Origin of the sequence: Stieleria tagensis (genome assembly GCF_024129865.1) — a bacterium.
GTDB lineage: Bacteria > Planctomycetota > Planctomycetia > Pirellulales > Pirellulaceae > Stieleria > Stieleria tagensis.
Map to the genome: position 1 here is coordinate 86,464 of NZ_JAMYFE010000033.1, position 14,474 is coordinate 100,937.

A 14,474-nucleotide genomic window follows, 5' to 3' on the forward strand; every position below is an offset into this window, starting at 1 on the left:
CAGCGCTGGACAATTGTTTAACCTAGCACGGCTCGTGCCAGTTTTAGGTATCCGGATCCGGTTGAATCGTCGATGTCGATCTCAGGATAGTTTTTTGCGGGCGGTTTGCTGGTGCCCGGTTTCTTTTGCGGTCGCAGGGGAATGTAGGCGCGGCGTGAGTCGACGATTCGCACCGGATAGCGGGACTGTTTGGCCAGTAACTCGATCCGCCGTCGCTGGGTGTAGTGCAACACAATGAAACGGGCATCGCTGGTGATCGAGCCGATTTGCCAGGCCGCCGCATCCAATCGCAATTCGGCCAACTCCAGCATGCGCTGGGCAGCATCGGTCAACGGTCCGAACCGATCGACCAGTTCATCGCGAATCGCTTGCATCTGTTCGTTGCTTTCGATTTTCGCGATGCGTCTGTACAGATCGATTTTGTGACGCAGATCGGGAACGTAGTCCGGCGCCAAGTAGGCTTCGACCGGCAAATCGATGTCCACGTCGGCCGACAGAGCGGGCGGCAGATTTTGGATTTCGCGGACCGCTTGTTCTAGCAATTGGCAGTACATTTCGTAGCCGATCGCTGCGATGTGACCACTTTGTTGACTGCCTAGCAGATTGCCGGCACCGCGGATTTCCAAATCGCGCATCGAAATGGCGAACCCGGCACCCATCTGACTGAATTCTTCGATCGCGCGCAGACGTTTGCTGGCTTCCGGTGACAGGTGTTTATGGGGTGCCACCATCATGTAACAGAACGCTTGGTGCTTGTACCGTCCAACGCGACCGCGCAGTTGGTGCAAATCGCTCAGGCCGTAGTGGTCTGCGTCGTCAATAAAGATGGTGTTGGCATTGGGGATATCCAATCCACTTTCGATGATCGTTGTCGCCAGCAACATGTCATGTTTGTGTTCGATAAAGTCGACCATCACCTGTTCCAATTCGCCTTCGCCCATCTGGCCGTGTCCGATCACAATGCGAATTTCGGGAACAATATTGCGGATCCGCTCGGCCACCGATTCCATGTCGCTGATCCGATTGTGGACCATGAAAATCTGGCCGCCGCGATTGAGTTCACGGACGATGGCGTTGCGAATCAATTTGTCGTCCCACCGCGTGACCACTGTTTCGACGCTGCGTCGTTCGGCAGGCGGCGTTTCTAAATTACTGATGTCGCGTACACCGACCAGCGCCATGTGCAGCGTTCTCGGGATCGGTGTCGCCGAAAGTGTCATCACGTCAACATTGGGGTATTTGTTTTTCAGTCGTTCTTTGACCCCCACCCCGAAGCGTTGTTCTTCGTCGATGACGACCAGTCCAAGATTGGGGAACGTGATGTCTTTGCCGGCGATCCGATGGGTGCCGACGACGATATCGACCTTTCCCGCTTTAAGATCCTTGACCGTCTGGCGTTGCTGGGCCGGTGTACAGAACCGGCTGAGTTTTTCGATGCGGACGGGGAATTCGGCCATCCGTTCGCGAAAGTTATGAAAATGCTGTTCGGCCAACACCGTGGTTGGCACCAACACCCCGACTTGATAGCCACTGGTAACGGCCTTGAACGCTGCCCGCATGGCGACTTCGGTTTTACCGAAACCGACGTCACCGCAAATCAACCGGTCCATCGGTTTGGTCAATTCCATGTCGTCTTTGCAAGCTGCGATCGCGGTGATTTGATCGGGCGTTTCCTGGTAGGGGAAACTGGCGTCAAATTGTTGTTGCCAAATGTGATCGGGATCAAACGCGATGCCTTGACGGCTGGTGCGCTTGGCTTGCAGTTCCAACAGATCCGATGCCATATCGGTGACCGCCGACTCGGCAGCTTTCTTTTGACGGATCCAGGATTGGCCACCGATTTTGGCTAGTTTGGGACGGTTTTTCGTGCCGCCGACATAGCGTTGAATCAATCCGATCCGCGACGCCGGGACATAGATCTTTGACCCGCCGTCATATTCGATCACCAGGTGTTCGACGTATTGGCCGTTCTTTTCGATGTGATCCAATCCACGATACAGGCCAATTCCGTGCGACAGATGGACGACCAGATCACCGGCCTCCAATTGCATCGAAGTGGTGATCGGTTTGCTTTGCGTGCGTGACTTGCCGCGCCGCACCGGGCTGCGATGAAACAATTCGGCACCGGTCAGCACCAATGTTTTGGCGGTGGTCAATCGGAACCCGCCGCTGATCTGAGCGACGGTGGGTTTGATCCGCCCGCTGCGTGCCGCTTCGGTCGGCGCCAACAACTCCATCAATCGTTCGCTGTCGGCCGGTGTGTCGCCGACCAACAAGATGTCGTGGTCGGCGGCAACGGAATCGATTCGCGTCTGCGTTTCGTCGAGAGCCAACGCAAACCCGTCGGCGCTGGTCGATTGCAAATCAATCGTCGTCTCGGCACCTTCGTTCAACAGGGATGCGGTGACCATCCGCAACGAGGACATCGATGCCAGCAGAGTTTCGAAATCGGTGAAGTAGCGGTGGTCTTCGGTTCGCGCCAACAAATTCTTGGCGGCCAATTGGCAGTCATGCGGATCGACCACGATCACCAGTGTGTCGTCGGGCAGGTACTCGGTGATCATCCCCAGCCCGGCAGCCTGATCCACGCCCACCGTCGCCTGGTCATCGTCATCCGATTCGTCCGTGCCAACGGCTGTCAATTCGATCGATTGAATCGACACGATGCTGCGTTGGCTGCCGAGATCAAATTTGCGAATCGATTCGATCTCGTCACCGAACCACTCGATTCGAATGGGGTTGGCCTGGTCGACCGAGAAGACATCCAGCAATCCGCCGCGGCTGGCGAATTCGCCCGGTAGCTGCACCGCTGTGGTTGAAACAAAACCGTTTTCGGCCAGCCACTGCCGCAGTGTCTGCATGTCGATTTCATCGCCGACGGACAACTTGCGGGTGGAGGCTTCCATCTGGTCCGGGGTGGGGACCAATTGGATCGCACCGCCGACATAGGCCGTCACCAACAAAGGCGTCGAATCGTCAGCTTGGCGGTGGCGGAGTTTCTGCAGAACCTGCAGTCGCTCGGCCAGATCCGTGTCGGCCAGGGAGCGTCGCCCGCCCCGGCCGACGCTCAGCGGCAGCGCGATGGCGTCGTCCAAACCGAATCCCATCGCGTCGCCGGCCACGGTGTCGGCATCAGCGGCTTGGGGCAGCAGCATCAAAATATTCGGGCACTGCTTGGCGGCCGCAGCGGCAAATACCGCGCGCAATGCTCCCCAGACCCCTGAAAACGCCAGCGAATCACCTGGCGAACACTGCGAAATCGCCTGGCTGATCTGCGCATGCTGGTCCAGACGGTCAACGATTTCGTGCAGTCGCTGGGTTTGGAGAGGGCTGGCGATGGACAAGGTCGATCAGTCGTGGGAGGGACGAAGCGGATTCGGCGAGTGCTGGGGATAGTTGATCTTATGATCCCGAAAAGATCGAGACCGATTGTCGCGGGGCGGTTCCCAGCGGCACGGATTGCGATGACAATCCCCCCGCAAACGCAACTCAATCACTCAACCGGGAGACAGCTGATAATGAGCATCGGAATCGGAATCGTAGGCTGTGGCATGATCGCAAATTTTCACGCTCGGGCAATCGCCGACGCAGCCGGAGCCCATCTGGTCGGCGCCACCAGTCGCCGCCCCGAAGGCTATCAGGCGTTTGCCGCCGAGCACGATTGCAAGGGCTATGAGTCGTTGGAAGCGATGCTGGCCGATGATTCCATCCAAGCCGTGTCGATCTGTACGCCCAGCGGTCTGCACATGGACCCGGCCGTCGCCGCAGCCAAAGCCGGCAAACACGTGATCGTCGAAAAACCACTGGAAATCACGCCCGAGCGATGTGACGCGATCATCCAGGCCTGTGACGAAGCCGGCGTGCGTTTGACCGTGACCTTCCAAAGCCGCTTTCACAAATCCAGTCGGCTGATGAAACAAGCTGTGCAGGACGGTCGATTCGGAAAAATCACGCTCGGTGATGCGTACGTGAAATGGTATCGCAGCCAGGAATACTACGACAGCGGCGCCTGGCGCGGGACCTGGAAACTCGATGGCGGCGGCGCGCTGATGAATCAAGCCATTCATAGTGTCGATCTGTTGCTCTGGCTGATGGGACCGGTCAAGCAAATCAGCGCGATGACCGCCACCATGACCCACGAAAGGATCGAGGTCGAAGATGTCGCCGTGGCGACCTTGCAATTCGAAAACGGTGCCCTGGGTGTGATCGAAGCCACCACGACGGCCTACCCCGGCGCGCTCAAACGCATCGAGATCAGCGGCAGCCAAGGCAGTGCGGTGTTGGAGGAAGAAGACATCAAAGCCTGGGACTTTGCCAAGGAAACGCCAGAGGACGAAGCCATTCGCGCCGACATGGCCAACAAGACCGACGGCGGTGGTGGTGCCGCAGATCCCTCGTCGATCAATCACTATGGACACACGCAATTGTTCGAAGAAGTCGTCAGCGCGATCAACGAAGACCGCCCCTCGATGTTGGACGGACACGAAGGACGTCGCAGTGTCGAAGTGATTTGCGCGATCTATGAAAGCGCCAAAACAGGAAAGGTCGTCACTCTAGGGGAATGAACGGCGCCATTGGGGCCGACGCCGCTGCGGGGTCGGATAAATCCTCCACACCAGCGCCTCCAGCGGACGCAAGCGGATTAGCGCTGATTCCAGAATCGGCGCGCGGCTTGGATGAAGGGAACATAGCGTGCCAATTCATCTGGCGGCAGTTTAAGTAAACGCTGTTCGTAGTCGCCTAGCCAGTCGCGAAAGAACGACACGCTTTCGGGGGACACACGACGTCGTCCGTCAAATTCGATCCACCAGGGCGCTGTCACCGCGGCCCGGTAGTGGTCTTCGTACAGCGTCATCACGCGGATGATCACCCAGCCACTTTCTTGCGCCATGATCGGTGGGATCTTTCCTCCGGCTTTGGCAAATTCGTCCAGCCGAGCGCTGTAGTGAATGCGGTTGTTGTGGATCACTTCCAAGTATTCCACCGGATCCCGCACCGCCAAATTAAGTTCAGGATGCAGTTCCAGGACTTCGCCGGTCTGGGCTGTGAACACGTGACCAGGAAGTTTGCCGGCCACCAAGGGACGCAGCAGTGGACCGTTGGTTGCAACGCTGACACCGGACCAGACGCCAGCCCACCACTCGGATTCACTCTCGGGCAACGTCGGTGATTCAACCTCGCTACTGGATCGGGATCGTGACGTCACATACAGCCGGTTGTATCCCAGTGGCGTCTGGGCCGACTGGTCACCCCCGCCGGCCAGTGGCACGATCGAAAAACCAGCGTCCAGCAAATGCCGATAGATGGTTTCGGCATAGCGTCCCAGTTGCGTCGACTCGCCGAGCGAAAACGAGGACTTCATTCGCGAGTCGGCCACTGACAGCACTCGCTTATCCAACCGCAGCCAATCGCCCATCACAAACAGCCCGTCGATTTTGCCGCTCGCCAGCCAGACCGGCAGTTCCCAGGCAAACGGGTTCTCGATTGCAACCTTCAGGTCAGACCTCTCACCAGCTGACGTTTCCGCGACCAGGTGTTCAAACGAATTGTCGGGTGCCGTGTCACCCTCGCCCTCTGGGGTTTGTTCTGCGTCTTGTTCAGTGGCTTTTTCTGCGGCGCCAAAGTACATCAGTCCTTGGTGAGCGTGAACATCGCTGCGGATCCAGATCGGGTCAAACTCGATCGGGTCATCCGAGTCGCGACGTGGGATGGGTTTGGCCGGGCGATCGCCCAGCACCGCGGCGACGTGCAGATCTTCGGACGCCATCCGCAGTGGCACGCTGTTGGCTGAGGGGACCACACAGCAATCTCCACTCAACCAGCCCTCGCCGACCATGTCGACCATTCGCGGCAGGGCCACGGTCTTGTCGTCCAGACTTGTTTTTTCCAGATCAAAGGTTCCGCTGATCACACGGTATTCCGGGCCGCGGACGATGCGAAACCGATAGCCGCCGTCGGGCAATTCCAATACGGTTTGGCGGTCGACCACCACGCCGATCCCGGCCGGCACGGTCTGCCGAATCGGCATCTGTTTTTCCGGTCTGCCGGAGTGGTTGGCGGGTGCGGCGCCGCGAAAAAATTCGACACGGGAAATCACCGGTTCGCCGCTCGATTCGTCGTTCAAAATCAGCGTCAGAGAGCCTCCGGCAGCCGACACGGGGCGGTCCCAAGCCAACAAACACAGCCATCCGGCCACTAAAATCAAAATTTTCCGGCTCGGGTCCATCCGTCGAGGTCTCCAAAAGAGTTCTGGCGCAGGCTTTGCTACGTCTGTTCAAGCTGCCTGGACTGTGCCAAGTTTAGCACGGCATCGGATTTCCGATCGAGGGAAAAACGGCTCCAGGATCGCCCTGGGAAACACTTGAATGAACGCGTGAGATATTTTTGCCGTGGCTGAAGACCTGTATCAAACTCTTGGCGTCACCCGTAGCGCAACCAAAGACGATATCAAGAAAGCCCATCGCAAGCTGGCACTAAAATTTCACCCGGACAAGAACCCCGGTAAAGACGCCCAGGATCGGTTCAAGCGGATCCAGGAGGCCTATGACGTCCTGAGCGATGATGAGAAACGCGCCGCCTATGATCGCTATGGGGCCGATTTTGAAAAAGTCCGTGGTGGCGGCTACCAGGGGGCACCTCCCGGCGGATTCGATGGGCTGGATCTGGAACAGATCTTTGGTGGTGCCGGTCGCCCTGGCGCTGGGCCCGGCGGTGGATCGGGTGGCGGACCCGGCGGCGGATTTAATTTCGAAGGCGGCTTCGGCGATTTCTTTGAACAGATTCTTGGCGGCGGTGGCGGGGCCCCCCGCGGCGGCGGTCGAGCTCGACCCGCTCCCCAGCGAGGTCCCCAGCCCGGTGCTACGGTCCGTCATGAACTGGAACTGCCACTCGAGGTGGCCGTTCGCGGTGGCGAAATGGAGTTCTACCTGAACGAAGAGAAACTGGGGGTAACGATTCCGCCTGGGGTCAGCGACGGTGCCAAGATGCGGCTTCGCCATCAGGGCGGCCCGTCGCCCAATGGTGGCCAGCGAGGTGATCTGATTTTGATCATCAAGGTTTCCTCGCATCCCCATTTTCGCCGCAACGGCCAGAACCTGGAATTGACGCTGCCGGTCTCGATTTCCGAAGCCGTGTTGGGTACCAGCGTCGATGTGCCCACCCCGTCAGGAACCGTCACGTTGACCATCCCAGCCAATAGCAGCGGCGGACGAAAACTACGACTCAAAGGGCAGGGCGTGCCGTCAAAGTCGGGCACCGCCGGCGACCTGATCGTCACGCTGCAAATCAAAGTGCCTGATTCGATCGATGACGAATCCCAAGCGTTGCTGAAGCAGTTCGCCGAACGAAATCCACAATCGTTGCGCGACGATCTGGCGTTTTAATTCCTTCCCCACGACTTCCGGTCGGTGGCGCGGATCAGTCTGCCTTGTCAAACAAGCCCCACTCGTTTTCGAAACCCAAACGGATCGCTAGCGGTCAAACATTCACGCTGGTGATGCGCCGTGGTGGCTGCGCCGCCGATGATTGTCTGGTCGTGTTTGCCAAGTCCAACGGGTGCCAAACCGGCACGGAAATTCCCCCCAGCCGACTCGGGGTGACGATTCCCAAAAAGACCGGCAACGCCGTCGTCCGCAATCGCTGGAAGCGTTGGATCCGCGAATCCTTTCGCACGCAACAATCGCTAATGCCCGCGGGATACGATTTCATCGTACGCCCCAAAAAAGATGCAGTGGGAAGTTGGTCGCGGATCCAACGCTCGTTGCCCAAGTTGGCCCGGAAAGCTGTCCAACGGATCAAACGATGAGAGAACATGCGATCGAACACCGTGTCCGATATGACGAGTGCGATCCGATGGGATTCGTGCATCACAGCGTCTATCTGCAGTACTTTGAAATGGGACGCACCGAACTGCTGCGGCAAAGCGGCGGGCGCTATCGTGACATGGAAGACCGCGGCGAACTGGTTGTCGTGGTCCGCGTCGATTGTCGATACAAAGCGCCGGCACGCTACGACGATTTGATCCAAATCAAGACGCGAATCGCCAACGTCACGATGGCAAAGATCGTTCACGAGTACACGGTGACCCGAGACGAGTTGCCGTTGGTCACAGCCACCGTGACACTGGCCGTCATCGATCGCCAAGGACAACTGCAGCGGGTGCCACAGGACCTGCTGGATCAATACGGCGACGAAGGGTGAACCGCAACCATTTGCGGTTCTCCGTTGGTGTGGAGGATTGATCCGACTTGACGCACGGTCGGATCAATCCTCCACACCAGCGCGCACCGTTGGAGTTCACGCTTTAGCGTGTCGGGCCAGCCAGCTGCTCCGCTGCCCGGACCGCTCGACGAGCCACGATGCGTTTGACAACGACATCGACCACGGCGCCGGCCAAAATCACGATCCCGATGATGGCAAATTCCAGTTTGGTACTGATGCCTAGAATGTTGATCGCGTTGTACAGCACACGCATCACTGCGGCGCCAATCACCACTCCCAAGATATTGCCTTCGCCGCCACGCAAACTGCAGCCGCCCAACACTGCTGCCGCGATGGCATACAGTTCGTAAAAATTGCCGAATCCCGAGGGCTGGACCGAGTTGACGTCTAACGCAAACAGGACGCCGCCCAAGCCGGCTGCTAAACCGCACAGGACATAAGCAACCACGATCATCCGTTTGGTATTGATTCCACTGTAGCGTGCCGCTTCCTCGTTGCGTCCCAGCGCCAATAGATAGCGACCGTACACTGTGCGGTTCAAGAAAACCGATGCGGCGATCGCAAGCACGATCAACACCAGCATGGGCATCGGAACCATCGTCGCCGCCAGATGGGTCTGACCGGCCAATGTCATCACCGCGGTGGTCACCAAAAACGGAATCAATGCTTTGGCTTTGGGACTGGCCGCCGCGGCGACCGAGATCAACCAGCCGATCGAACCGATCACGCTGCCGACCACCACGAAAACGATCAGCATCAACAGGGTCTTCAGCAATGATCCTGTGACCTGTACGGCACCGACCTGCCAGACGTCATCGTCGACTGCACTGCGATACAGAGGCACCAATTGCCAAACGCAGTAGAACAAGCACAACGACGAAACGATCACTGTGACCAATGGCCATCGCACACGCCGCGCGCCGCTATGTCCGGACGCCCAGCCCCAGTACAAAAACAAGCTGACAGTGGGGACAAACAACAGCGCGCCCAAATACTTCATGACCGTGCTTGGCATCATCTGTCCCTCGGCCGAGACATGGATCCCCAGACCTCGCACCTGATAGCCGGCCATTTGGAACAGCGCTGTGCCGGGGCCTGATTCCCAACCCAGCCAAAATCGAGACGATCCGACGAGCGCTAATAAAATGCCAATCACCGGGGTCGACCAGGCTGAAATCCAGGCGGCCGCAGTCGCCGGTTGTGCCGTTTCCAATGATTGCCGGCGATAGCGACGCAGTTTCCAAACGCCGTAGACCGCCAGAATGATCCCGCCTAACAACAGCATCGTCGCCCAACTGCAGGGTTTCCCGATCGCCAGTAACCGTAGGCTGTCATCGTAGTCCTGGCCAAATCCCAGCGTGTTGTCGTCGGTGATCCAGCGTGCCAGTCCGCGATAGAACAACAATCCACACAGCGTGACCACAAAGGGTTGTAGATCCAATCGTGTGATCAACAATCCATGCAGCAAGCCGATTCCCCCGGCGACCGCGATGACGATCAAGACCGACCAGAACGATGACACGCCATATTCGGTCACCAACATCGGCAACAAACAGGCGACCAATCCGACCACCGATCCGATCGATAAATCGATCCCGCCAGTGATGATCACAAACGCAACGCCGATCGACAGAATGCCGAACAAGGCGCTCCAACGGGTGATGTTGTACAGGTTGTATTCACTAATAAAACTGTCGCTCATCACCGTCGTGAATAAACACACGAACAGCAACAGTCCAAAGATGCCAAGGATTTTATTCATTCGGTTGTCACTAACCCGGTTGCCAAATTCATGATCGATTCTTCGCAGATGTCATCGCCAACCAATTGGCCGGTTAGCTTGCCTTCGTGCATGACCAATGTTCTGTCACTCATCCCGATCACTTCTTCGAGTTCACTGGAAACAAACAGAATCGCTAGCCCGTCAGCGGCCAAGCTTTCCATCAGCCGGTAAATTTCTTCTTTGGCCCCGATGTCGATCCCCCGTGTCGGTTCATCCAACAGTAGGATCTTGGGATTCATCGCCAGCCATTTCCCCAAGACGACTTTTTGCTGATTGCCGCCGGACAGGTAACCGGCGATCTGTTGCTGGGAGGGTGTTTTGATCCGCAGCCGTTGGATGCTGTTGCTTGTGTCTTGGTACTCGGCATCGGAATTGATCCAAACACCACCGCCGGCCTTGTCCGCCAGACTGGCCAGCGAGACATTCGACTGGACCGAAAAATCGATGATCAGCCCCTGTTCTTTGCGGTCTTCGGGAACCAGCCCCATGCCGCTGGAAATGGCATCCGCAGGACAATGCAATTGAATCAGTTGGCCGTCGATTTCAACCTGTCCCGACAATGCTTCGGTGATGCCAAACAGACACCGCAGCAACTCCGTTCGTCCGGCTCCGACCAATCCCGCCAACCCCACGATTTCGCCCGGCATCACCTGGAACGATAGACGATGGTTGGGATGTTCCGGAACGACCAACCGCGTGACCTTCAGTGCGGGCAGTGAATACTGGGACGGTGTGGAATCGCTGCGAATTGAATCCTGGTAAAGCTGGGTGCGTTGGTAAAACCGTGAAACATCGCGACCGACCATGCGGCTGACCATCGCATCATGTTGGATCGCATCGCCAATCAGTTCACCTGCATTTTCGCCGTCACGCATCACCAAGACACGATCGGCCAAACATTCGATCTCAGCCAACCGGTGCGAGATATAGATCACGCTGACGCCACGCGCTCGCAACCCTTTGACGGCGGTGAACAACGCTTCGGCTTCTTTTTGGGACAGACTGCTGGTCGGTTCATCCATGATCAGAATCCGCGCATCGATCGACAGCGCCTTGGCGATTTCCACCATCTGTTGACGGCCGATTGTCAGGTCACGCACCAATGTTGACGGGTCGACGTCCAACCCGACCGATGCAAGGTGCCGTCGTGATTCGCGCTCGATCGTTTGCTGGTCGATCAATCCGAATCGCGTCGGTTCTCGCCCCAAGAAGATGTTGGCTGCGACCGACAAGTTATCCGACAGGTTCAGTTCCTGGTGAATCAACGTGATCCCCAGTCGCATCGCGCTGGCGACACTGCCCAGCGACTGCGGTTTGCCGTCGACCAAAATCTGACCAGCGTCGGCGGATTGGACTCCGGCCAAGATTTTCATCAACGTGCTTTTGCCAGCGCCGTTTTCACCCACCAACGCCAGCACTTCGCCGGCGGCCAACGTGAGATCGATTTGGTGGAGCGCGCGGACGCCGGGAAAACGCTTGCAGAGCGAGCGGACCTCTAGCAGTGCGGGTTCACCGACGGGGTGTGCTGCCGAAACCGTCACTTGGTCGCCGCACCCGATTCAGCTTGGCGAATCAACGCTTTCAGTTCATCCCAGAATTCGTCCACGTTGTCTTGGCGGATCGATCGCGCGGGGATGTGAATGATTCCGCCCTCTGGGATCGCGGATTGGTCACCCGCCGCCAGTTTGGTCAGCATCTCAACGGATTTGTAACCGTACTGATAGGGGTTTTGCACGACGGTGCCATAACAGTCACCCATCTGGATCGCCTGCAACGTGCGATCGTCTTCGTCGAAGCCGACGACTTTGATTTGGTCCTGTTTGCCGGCACCCCGAATCGCTTCGATAATGTTGGGCGGGTTGTAGGCGAACAATCCGACCATGCAACTGACGTTGGGGTATTTGGCGATTGCATCCTCGGCACGACTTTTGGCCTGGGCGAAATCGAAGTTGTCGGTTCGCGTGTCCAATACCGTGTACTTGTCGCCCTTGAGGACTTGGTCGGCCGGATCAAACGCTCGCTGAGGGTCATTGGATCGATCCAGCAATTCGTCGATGATGCCTTGGCGTCGTTGGTCGGCGTTGAGTTGCCCGAGTCGGCCGACAAAGATGATCACTTCACCGCCATCGGGAATGGCTTCCTTGATCAGTTTGCCACACATCCGCCCGGCGTCGTAGTTGTTCATGCCGATGTAGGCCAAGCGGTTGGATTTTGGCGCGTCGGAATCTTGTGTGATCAAGTTGGTGGACGCGGCGAGTTCGTTCAAAATACCGGTTTGGTTTTCCGGGTTGATCGGACTGACCGCGACCCCGGCCAAGTTCATCGAATTGAGTTCTTCGAGCATCCGTTTTTGCTCCGCCGCGCCATCGGGCATACGGACCAAGCATTCCACCCCCAGATCTTTCGCTGCGGCTTGGCAACCGGCTTCGGCGATCACCCAGAAAGAAGCGATGCCATTGGTGACATAGGCAACCCGCGTCTGATCTCCATCGTTTTGTTTGACGTCCGACGCCGCCGGTTGATCACTCGCGCCCGCCGCGTTGTCGGCGGTGGAATCGATTTTTTCAATCTTGCAACCGGCAGTCAGCATTCCCAGAGCGACCAGCAGCAATCCGCTACAGAGAAACAGGTTTGTTCGCATCACGACAAGAAACCAAAGGAGTGGGGGAAACCAGGCAACGCAATGTCGCCGCAGCGTCGTTAGTTTAACCCGAATGGGGCTAGCGAGTGTAAGTTTGACGCGTTGCACTCGCAAGCTTCAGGGTCGGCATGACCGGTAAATCAAGCAAGCTCTGCGGGATTGATTGGGATTCAGGGCGTGGTCTCGATAGAGAGCTGGTGCCGCAATCTCAACCTAGCCGATACGGACAACCTAACAGGTCGCATCGATGCCCTCTCCGGCTCCGTCGCCCTCCCGCGCCGCATTGGTGCGACCTGGCACCCGCTTATCTGGAGATCAATCGCTGTGACTTTCACTGCCCCGCTGCCGCCAAGTGGCCATCCTCTCGAAAACTGCGTCGTTCCAAGCATCGCGGCAGCTCGATCGGAGCGGCCGGTGGAAAGGCCCGCTCCCGCTGTCCATGACGAGTGTGACTTTCACTCCGATAGCAGTGCGTCGCGATTGATCAGCGAGACGGCGCACGATCTGCGTGCCCCGTTGGCGACGATTCGCGAAGCGGTGCGGTTGGTTCGCGATGGTGATCTGGGGTTCGTTTCGACGTCGCAACGCGAATGTTTGTCGGCTGCGATCGATCAATGCAATTGTGCGAGCCAATTGGTCGACGAGATGGTCCACACACGGCAGTTCGAATCAGGATTTCCCAATGCCCGCCGGGGCTGGATCTTGATTGATGATTTGCGTCGCAGCGTCGAAGCGACCCTGCAGCCCTGGGTCATGCCGCGGGGAATTCACTTGCTGTGGGACGGGCCGTTTGAGCAGGGTGTCGGTGTCTATGCCGACCCCACGTTGATCCGCCGGCTGATCGTCAATTTGGCCAACAATGCGATCCGTGTCACCCGCGACGGCCGACCGGTTTTGATTCGCGCCCGATCGGACGACCAACGCGGCATGATGACTTGGTCGATCGTCGACCAGGGAAATGGTATCGAAGCTTCGGACATGGAATTGATCGCTGCCGGGAAATCACCGGCGCGCAGCACCGGCGGGTTGGGATTGATGATCAGTCGGCAACTTGCCGCGGCCCACTTCTCCACGCTGCGAATCGAATCGCGCGTCGGCACCGGCACGGCGGTCAGTTTTCAAACGCCGATCGGTGGCCCCGCATCGGTCTCCGCAGCATGGACGAAATGGCGCTCGGGGTTGATCGCGCCAGAGCGGCAAACCATCGAGCAGCAACACCAGCAGGTGCACAATGTGTTGCCGGCCAGAGTCGTGCCGTCGACGGCATCACGTCAGAGTGATGTGATTCATCCGCCGCGCCGAGTCCGCATCGACGTGCCATCGCTGGCGGTGGAGTTGGCGGTCAGCGAGCATCAGCCCGCGTTTCCTGATCAACTGCTATTGACGACGGTTTCGATCGGAGCGGCCACCCAAGCTGCCAATACCAATGCGTTTGACGAATTGTTGCAGCGGTCGATCCGCATCACCGAGTTTGCCTACCGTGCGGGACGTCGCAATTGGGTGATTGCCTGGGACGCTGATCGCGAAACGGCATTGCGAAAACGAGCCGAATTGGAGCTGACGCTTCGCAACGAGCTGCAAGGCATTCGGCTGACCTGGGGAAAATTCTCGCTCGTTCCGATTGCGACCAGCAGCGATAGCTTGCCGGGTGGATCACTGGTCAGTCGGCTCTGTGATCTGATGGTCCGCCAATCCTTTAGCGCTTCCCGGCGGCAGATGCCCGACGGCAACCGGATGCGGTTGGGGGCCCCCATGATTTCTCCCTCGCCCGGCGCCGAAAGTCGACTGGAAACCGAAGTCCAGCGAATTTGCCGGCGACGCTTGTAGAAT

The 14,474-nt window shown here is 58.0% G+C and carries 10 protein-coding genes; 5 read left to right on the plus strand and 5 right to left on the minus strand.

Annotation, left to right across the window (positions count from 1 at the left end; translation table 11 throughout):
* Positions 1-17 precede the first annotated feature (17 nt).
* Entirely contained in the window at positions 18-3,344 is a 3,327-nt protein-coding gene (mfd, locus tag NHH03_RS06795; protein WP_390895527.1) for a transcription-repair coupling factor, read from the minus strand.
* A 174-nt stretch (positions 3,345-3,518) separates the two neighbouring features.
* Here mfd and NHH03_RS06800 point away from each other — a divergent pair, with 174 nt between their 5' ends.
* Positions 3,519-4,565: a Gfo/Idh/MocA family protein gene (locus NHH03_RS06800; protein WP_253155007.1), complete on the plus strand. Its 1,047-nt coding sequence runs from the start codon at positions 3,519-3,521 to the stop codon at positions 4,563-4,565.
* Between the two features lie 77 nt (positions 4,566-4,642).
* Here the strand turns inward: NHH03_RS06800 and NHH03_RS06805 are convergent, their stop codons facing one another.
* Positions 4,643-6,226, minus strand: coding sequence for a hypothetical protein (locus tag NHH03_RS06805; RefSeq protein WP_253155008.1), 1,584 nt, complete (start codon positions 6,224-6,226; stop codon positions 4,643-4,645).
* A 163-nt stretch (positions 6,227-6,389) separates the two neighbouring features.
* On the opposite strand from NHH03_RS06805, the gene NHH03_RS06810 reads away from it, so the two are divergent.
* From NHH03_RS06810 to NHH03_RS06820, 3 genes are read left to right on the plus strand one after another with little or no spacing between them, the layout of a single operon-like run.
* A complete protein-coding gene (locus NHH03_RS06810) occupies positions 6,390-7,382 on the plus strand; it encodes a DnaJ C-terminal domain-containing protein (protein WP_253155009.1) in 993 nt (330 codons plus the stop codon).
* Positions 7,383-7,426: 44 nt separating this feature from the next.
* Entirely contained in the window at positions 7,427-7,804 is a 378-nt protein-coding gene (gene rnpA / locus NHH03_RS06815) for a ribonuclease P protein component (protein WP_253155010.1), read from the plus strand.
* A complete protein-coding gene (locus NHH03_RS06820) occupies positions 7,801-8,199 on the plus strand; it encodes an acyl-CoA thioesterase (protein ID WP_253155011.1) in 399 nt (132 codons plus the stop codon). Before rnpA ends, NHH03_RS06820 begins: the two co-directional genes overlap by 4 nt.
* A 103-nt stretch (positions 8,200-8,302) precedes the next feature.
* Here NHH03_RS06820 and NHH03_RS06825 read toward each other — a convergent pair whose 3' ends face one another.
* Genes NHH03_RS06825 through NHH03_RS06835 form a run of 3 tightly spaced genes read right to left on the minus strand, consistent with a single transcriptional unit; the run spans position 8,303 to position 12,644 of the window.
* Positions 8,303-9,982, minus strand: coding sequence for an ABC transporter permease subunit (locus NHH03_RS06825; protein ID WP_253155012.1), 1,680 nt, complete (start codon positions 9,980-9,982; stop codon positions 8,303-8,305).
* A complete protein-coding gene (locus NHH03_RS06830; RefSeq protein WP_253155013.1) occupies positions 9,979-11,544 on the minus strand; it encodes a sugar ABC transporter ATP-binding protein in 1,566 nt (521 codons plus the stop codon). The genes NHH03_RS06825 and NHH03_RS06830 overlap by 4 nt, the downstream gene beginning before the upstream one ends.
* Positions 11,541-12,644: a sugar-binding protein gene (locus tag NHH03_RS06835; RefSeq protein ID WP_253155141.1), complete on the minus strand. Its 1,104-nt coding sequence runs from the start codon at positions 12,642-12,644 to the stop codon at positions 11,541-11,543. Before NHH03_RS06835 ends, NHH03_RS06830 begins: the two co-directional genes overlap by 4 nt.
* A 414-nt stretch (positions 12,645-13,058) precedes the next feature.
* On the opposite strand from NHH03_RS06835, the gene NHH03_RS06840 reads away from it, so the two are divergent.
* Entirely contained in the window at positions 13,059-14,471 is a 1,413-nt protein-coding gene (locus tag NHH03_RS06840) for a sensor histidine kinase (RefSeq protein WP_253155014.1), read from the plus strand.
* The last annotated feature ends 3 nt before the right edge of the window (positions 14,472-14,474 follow it).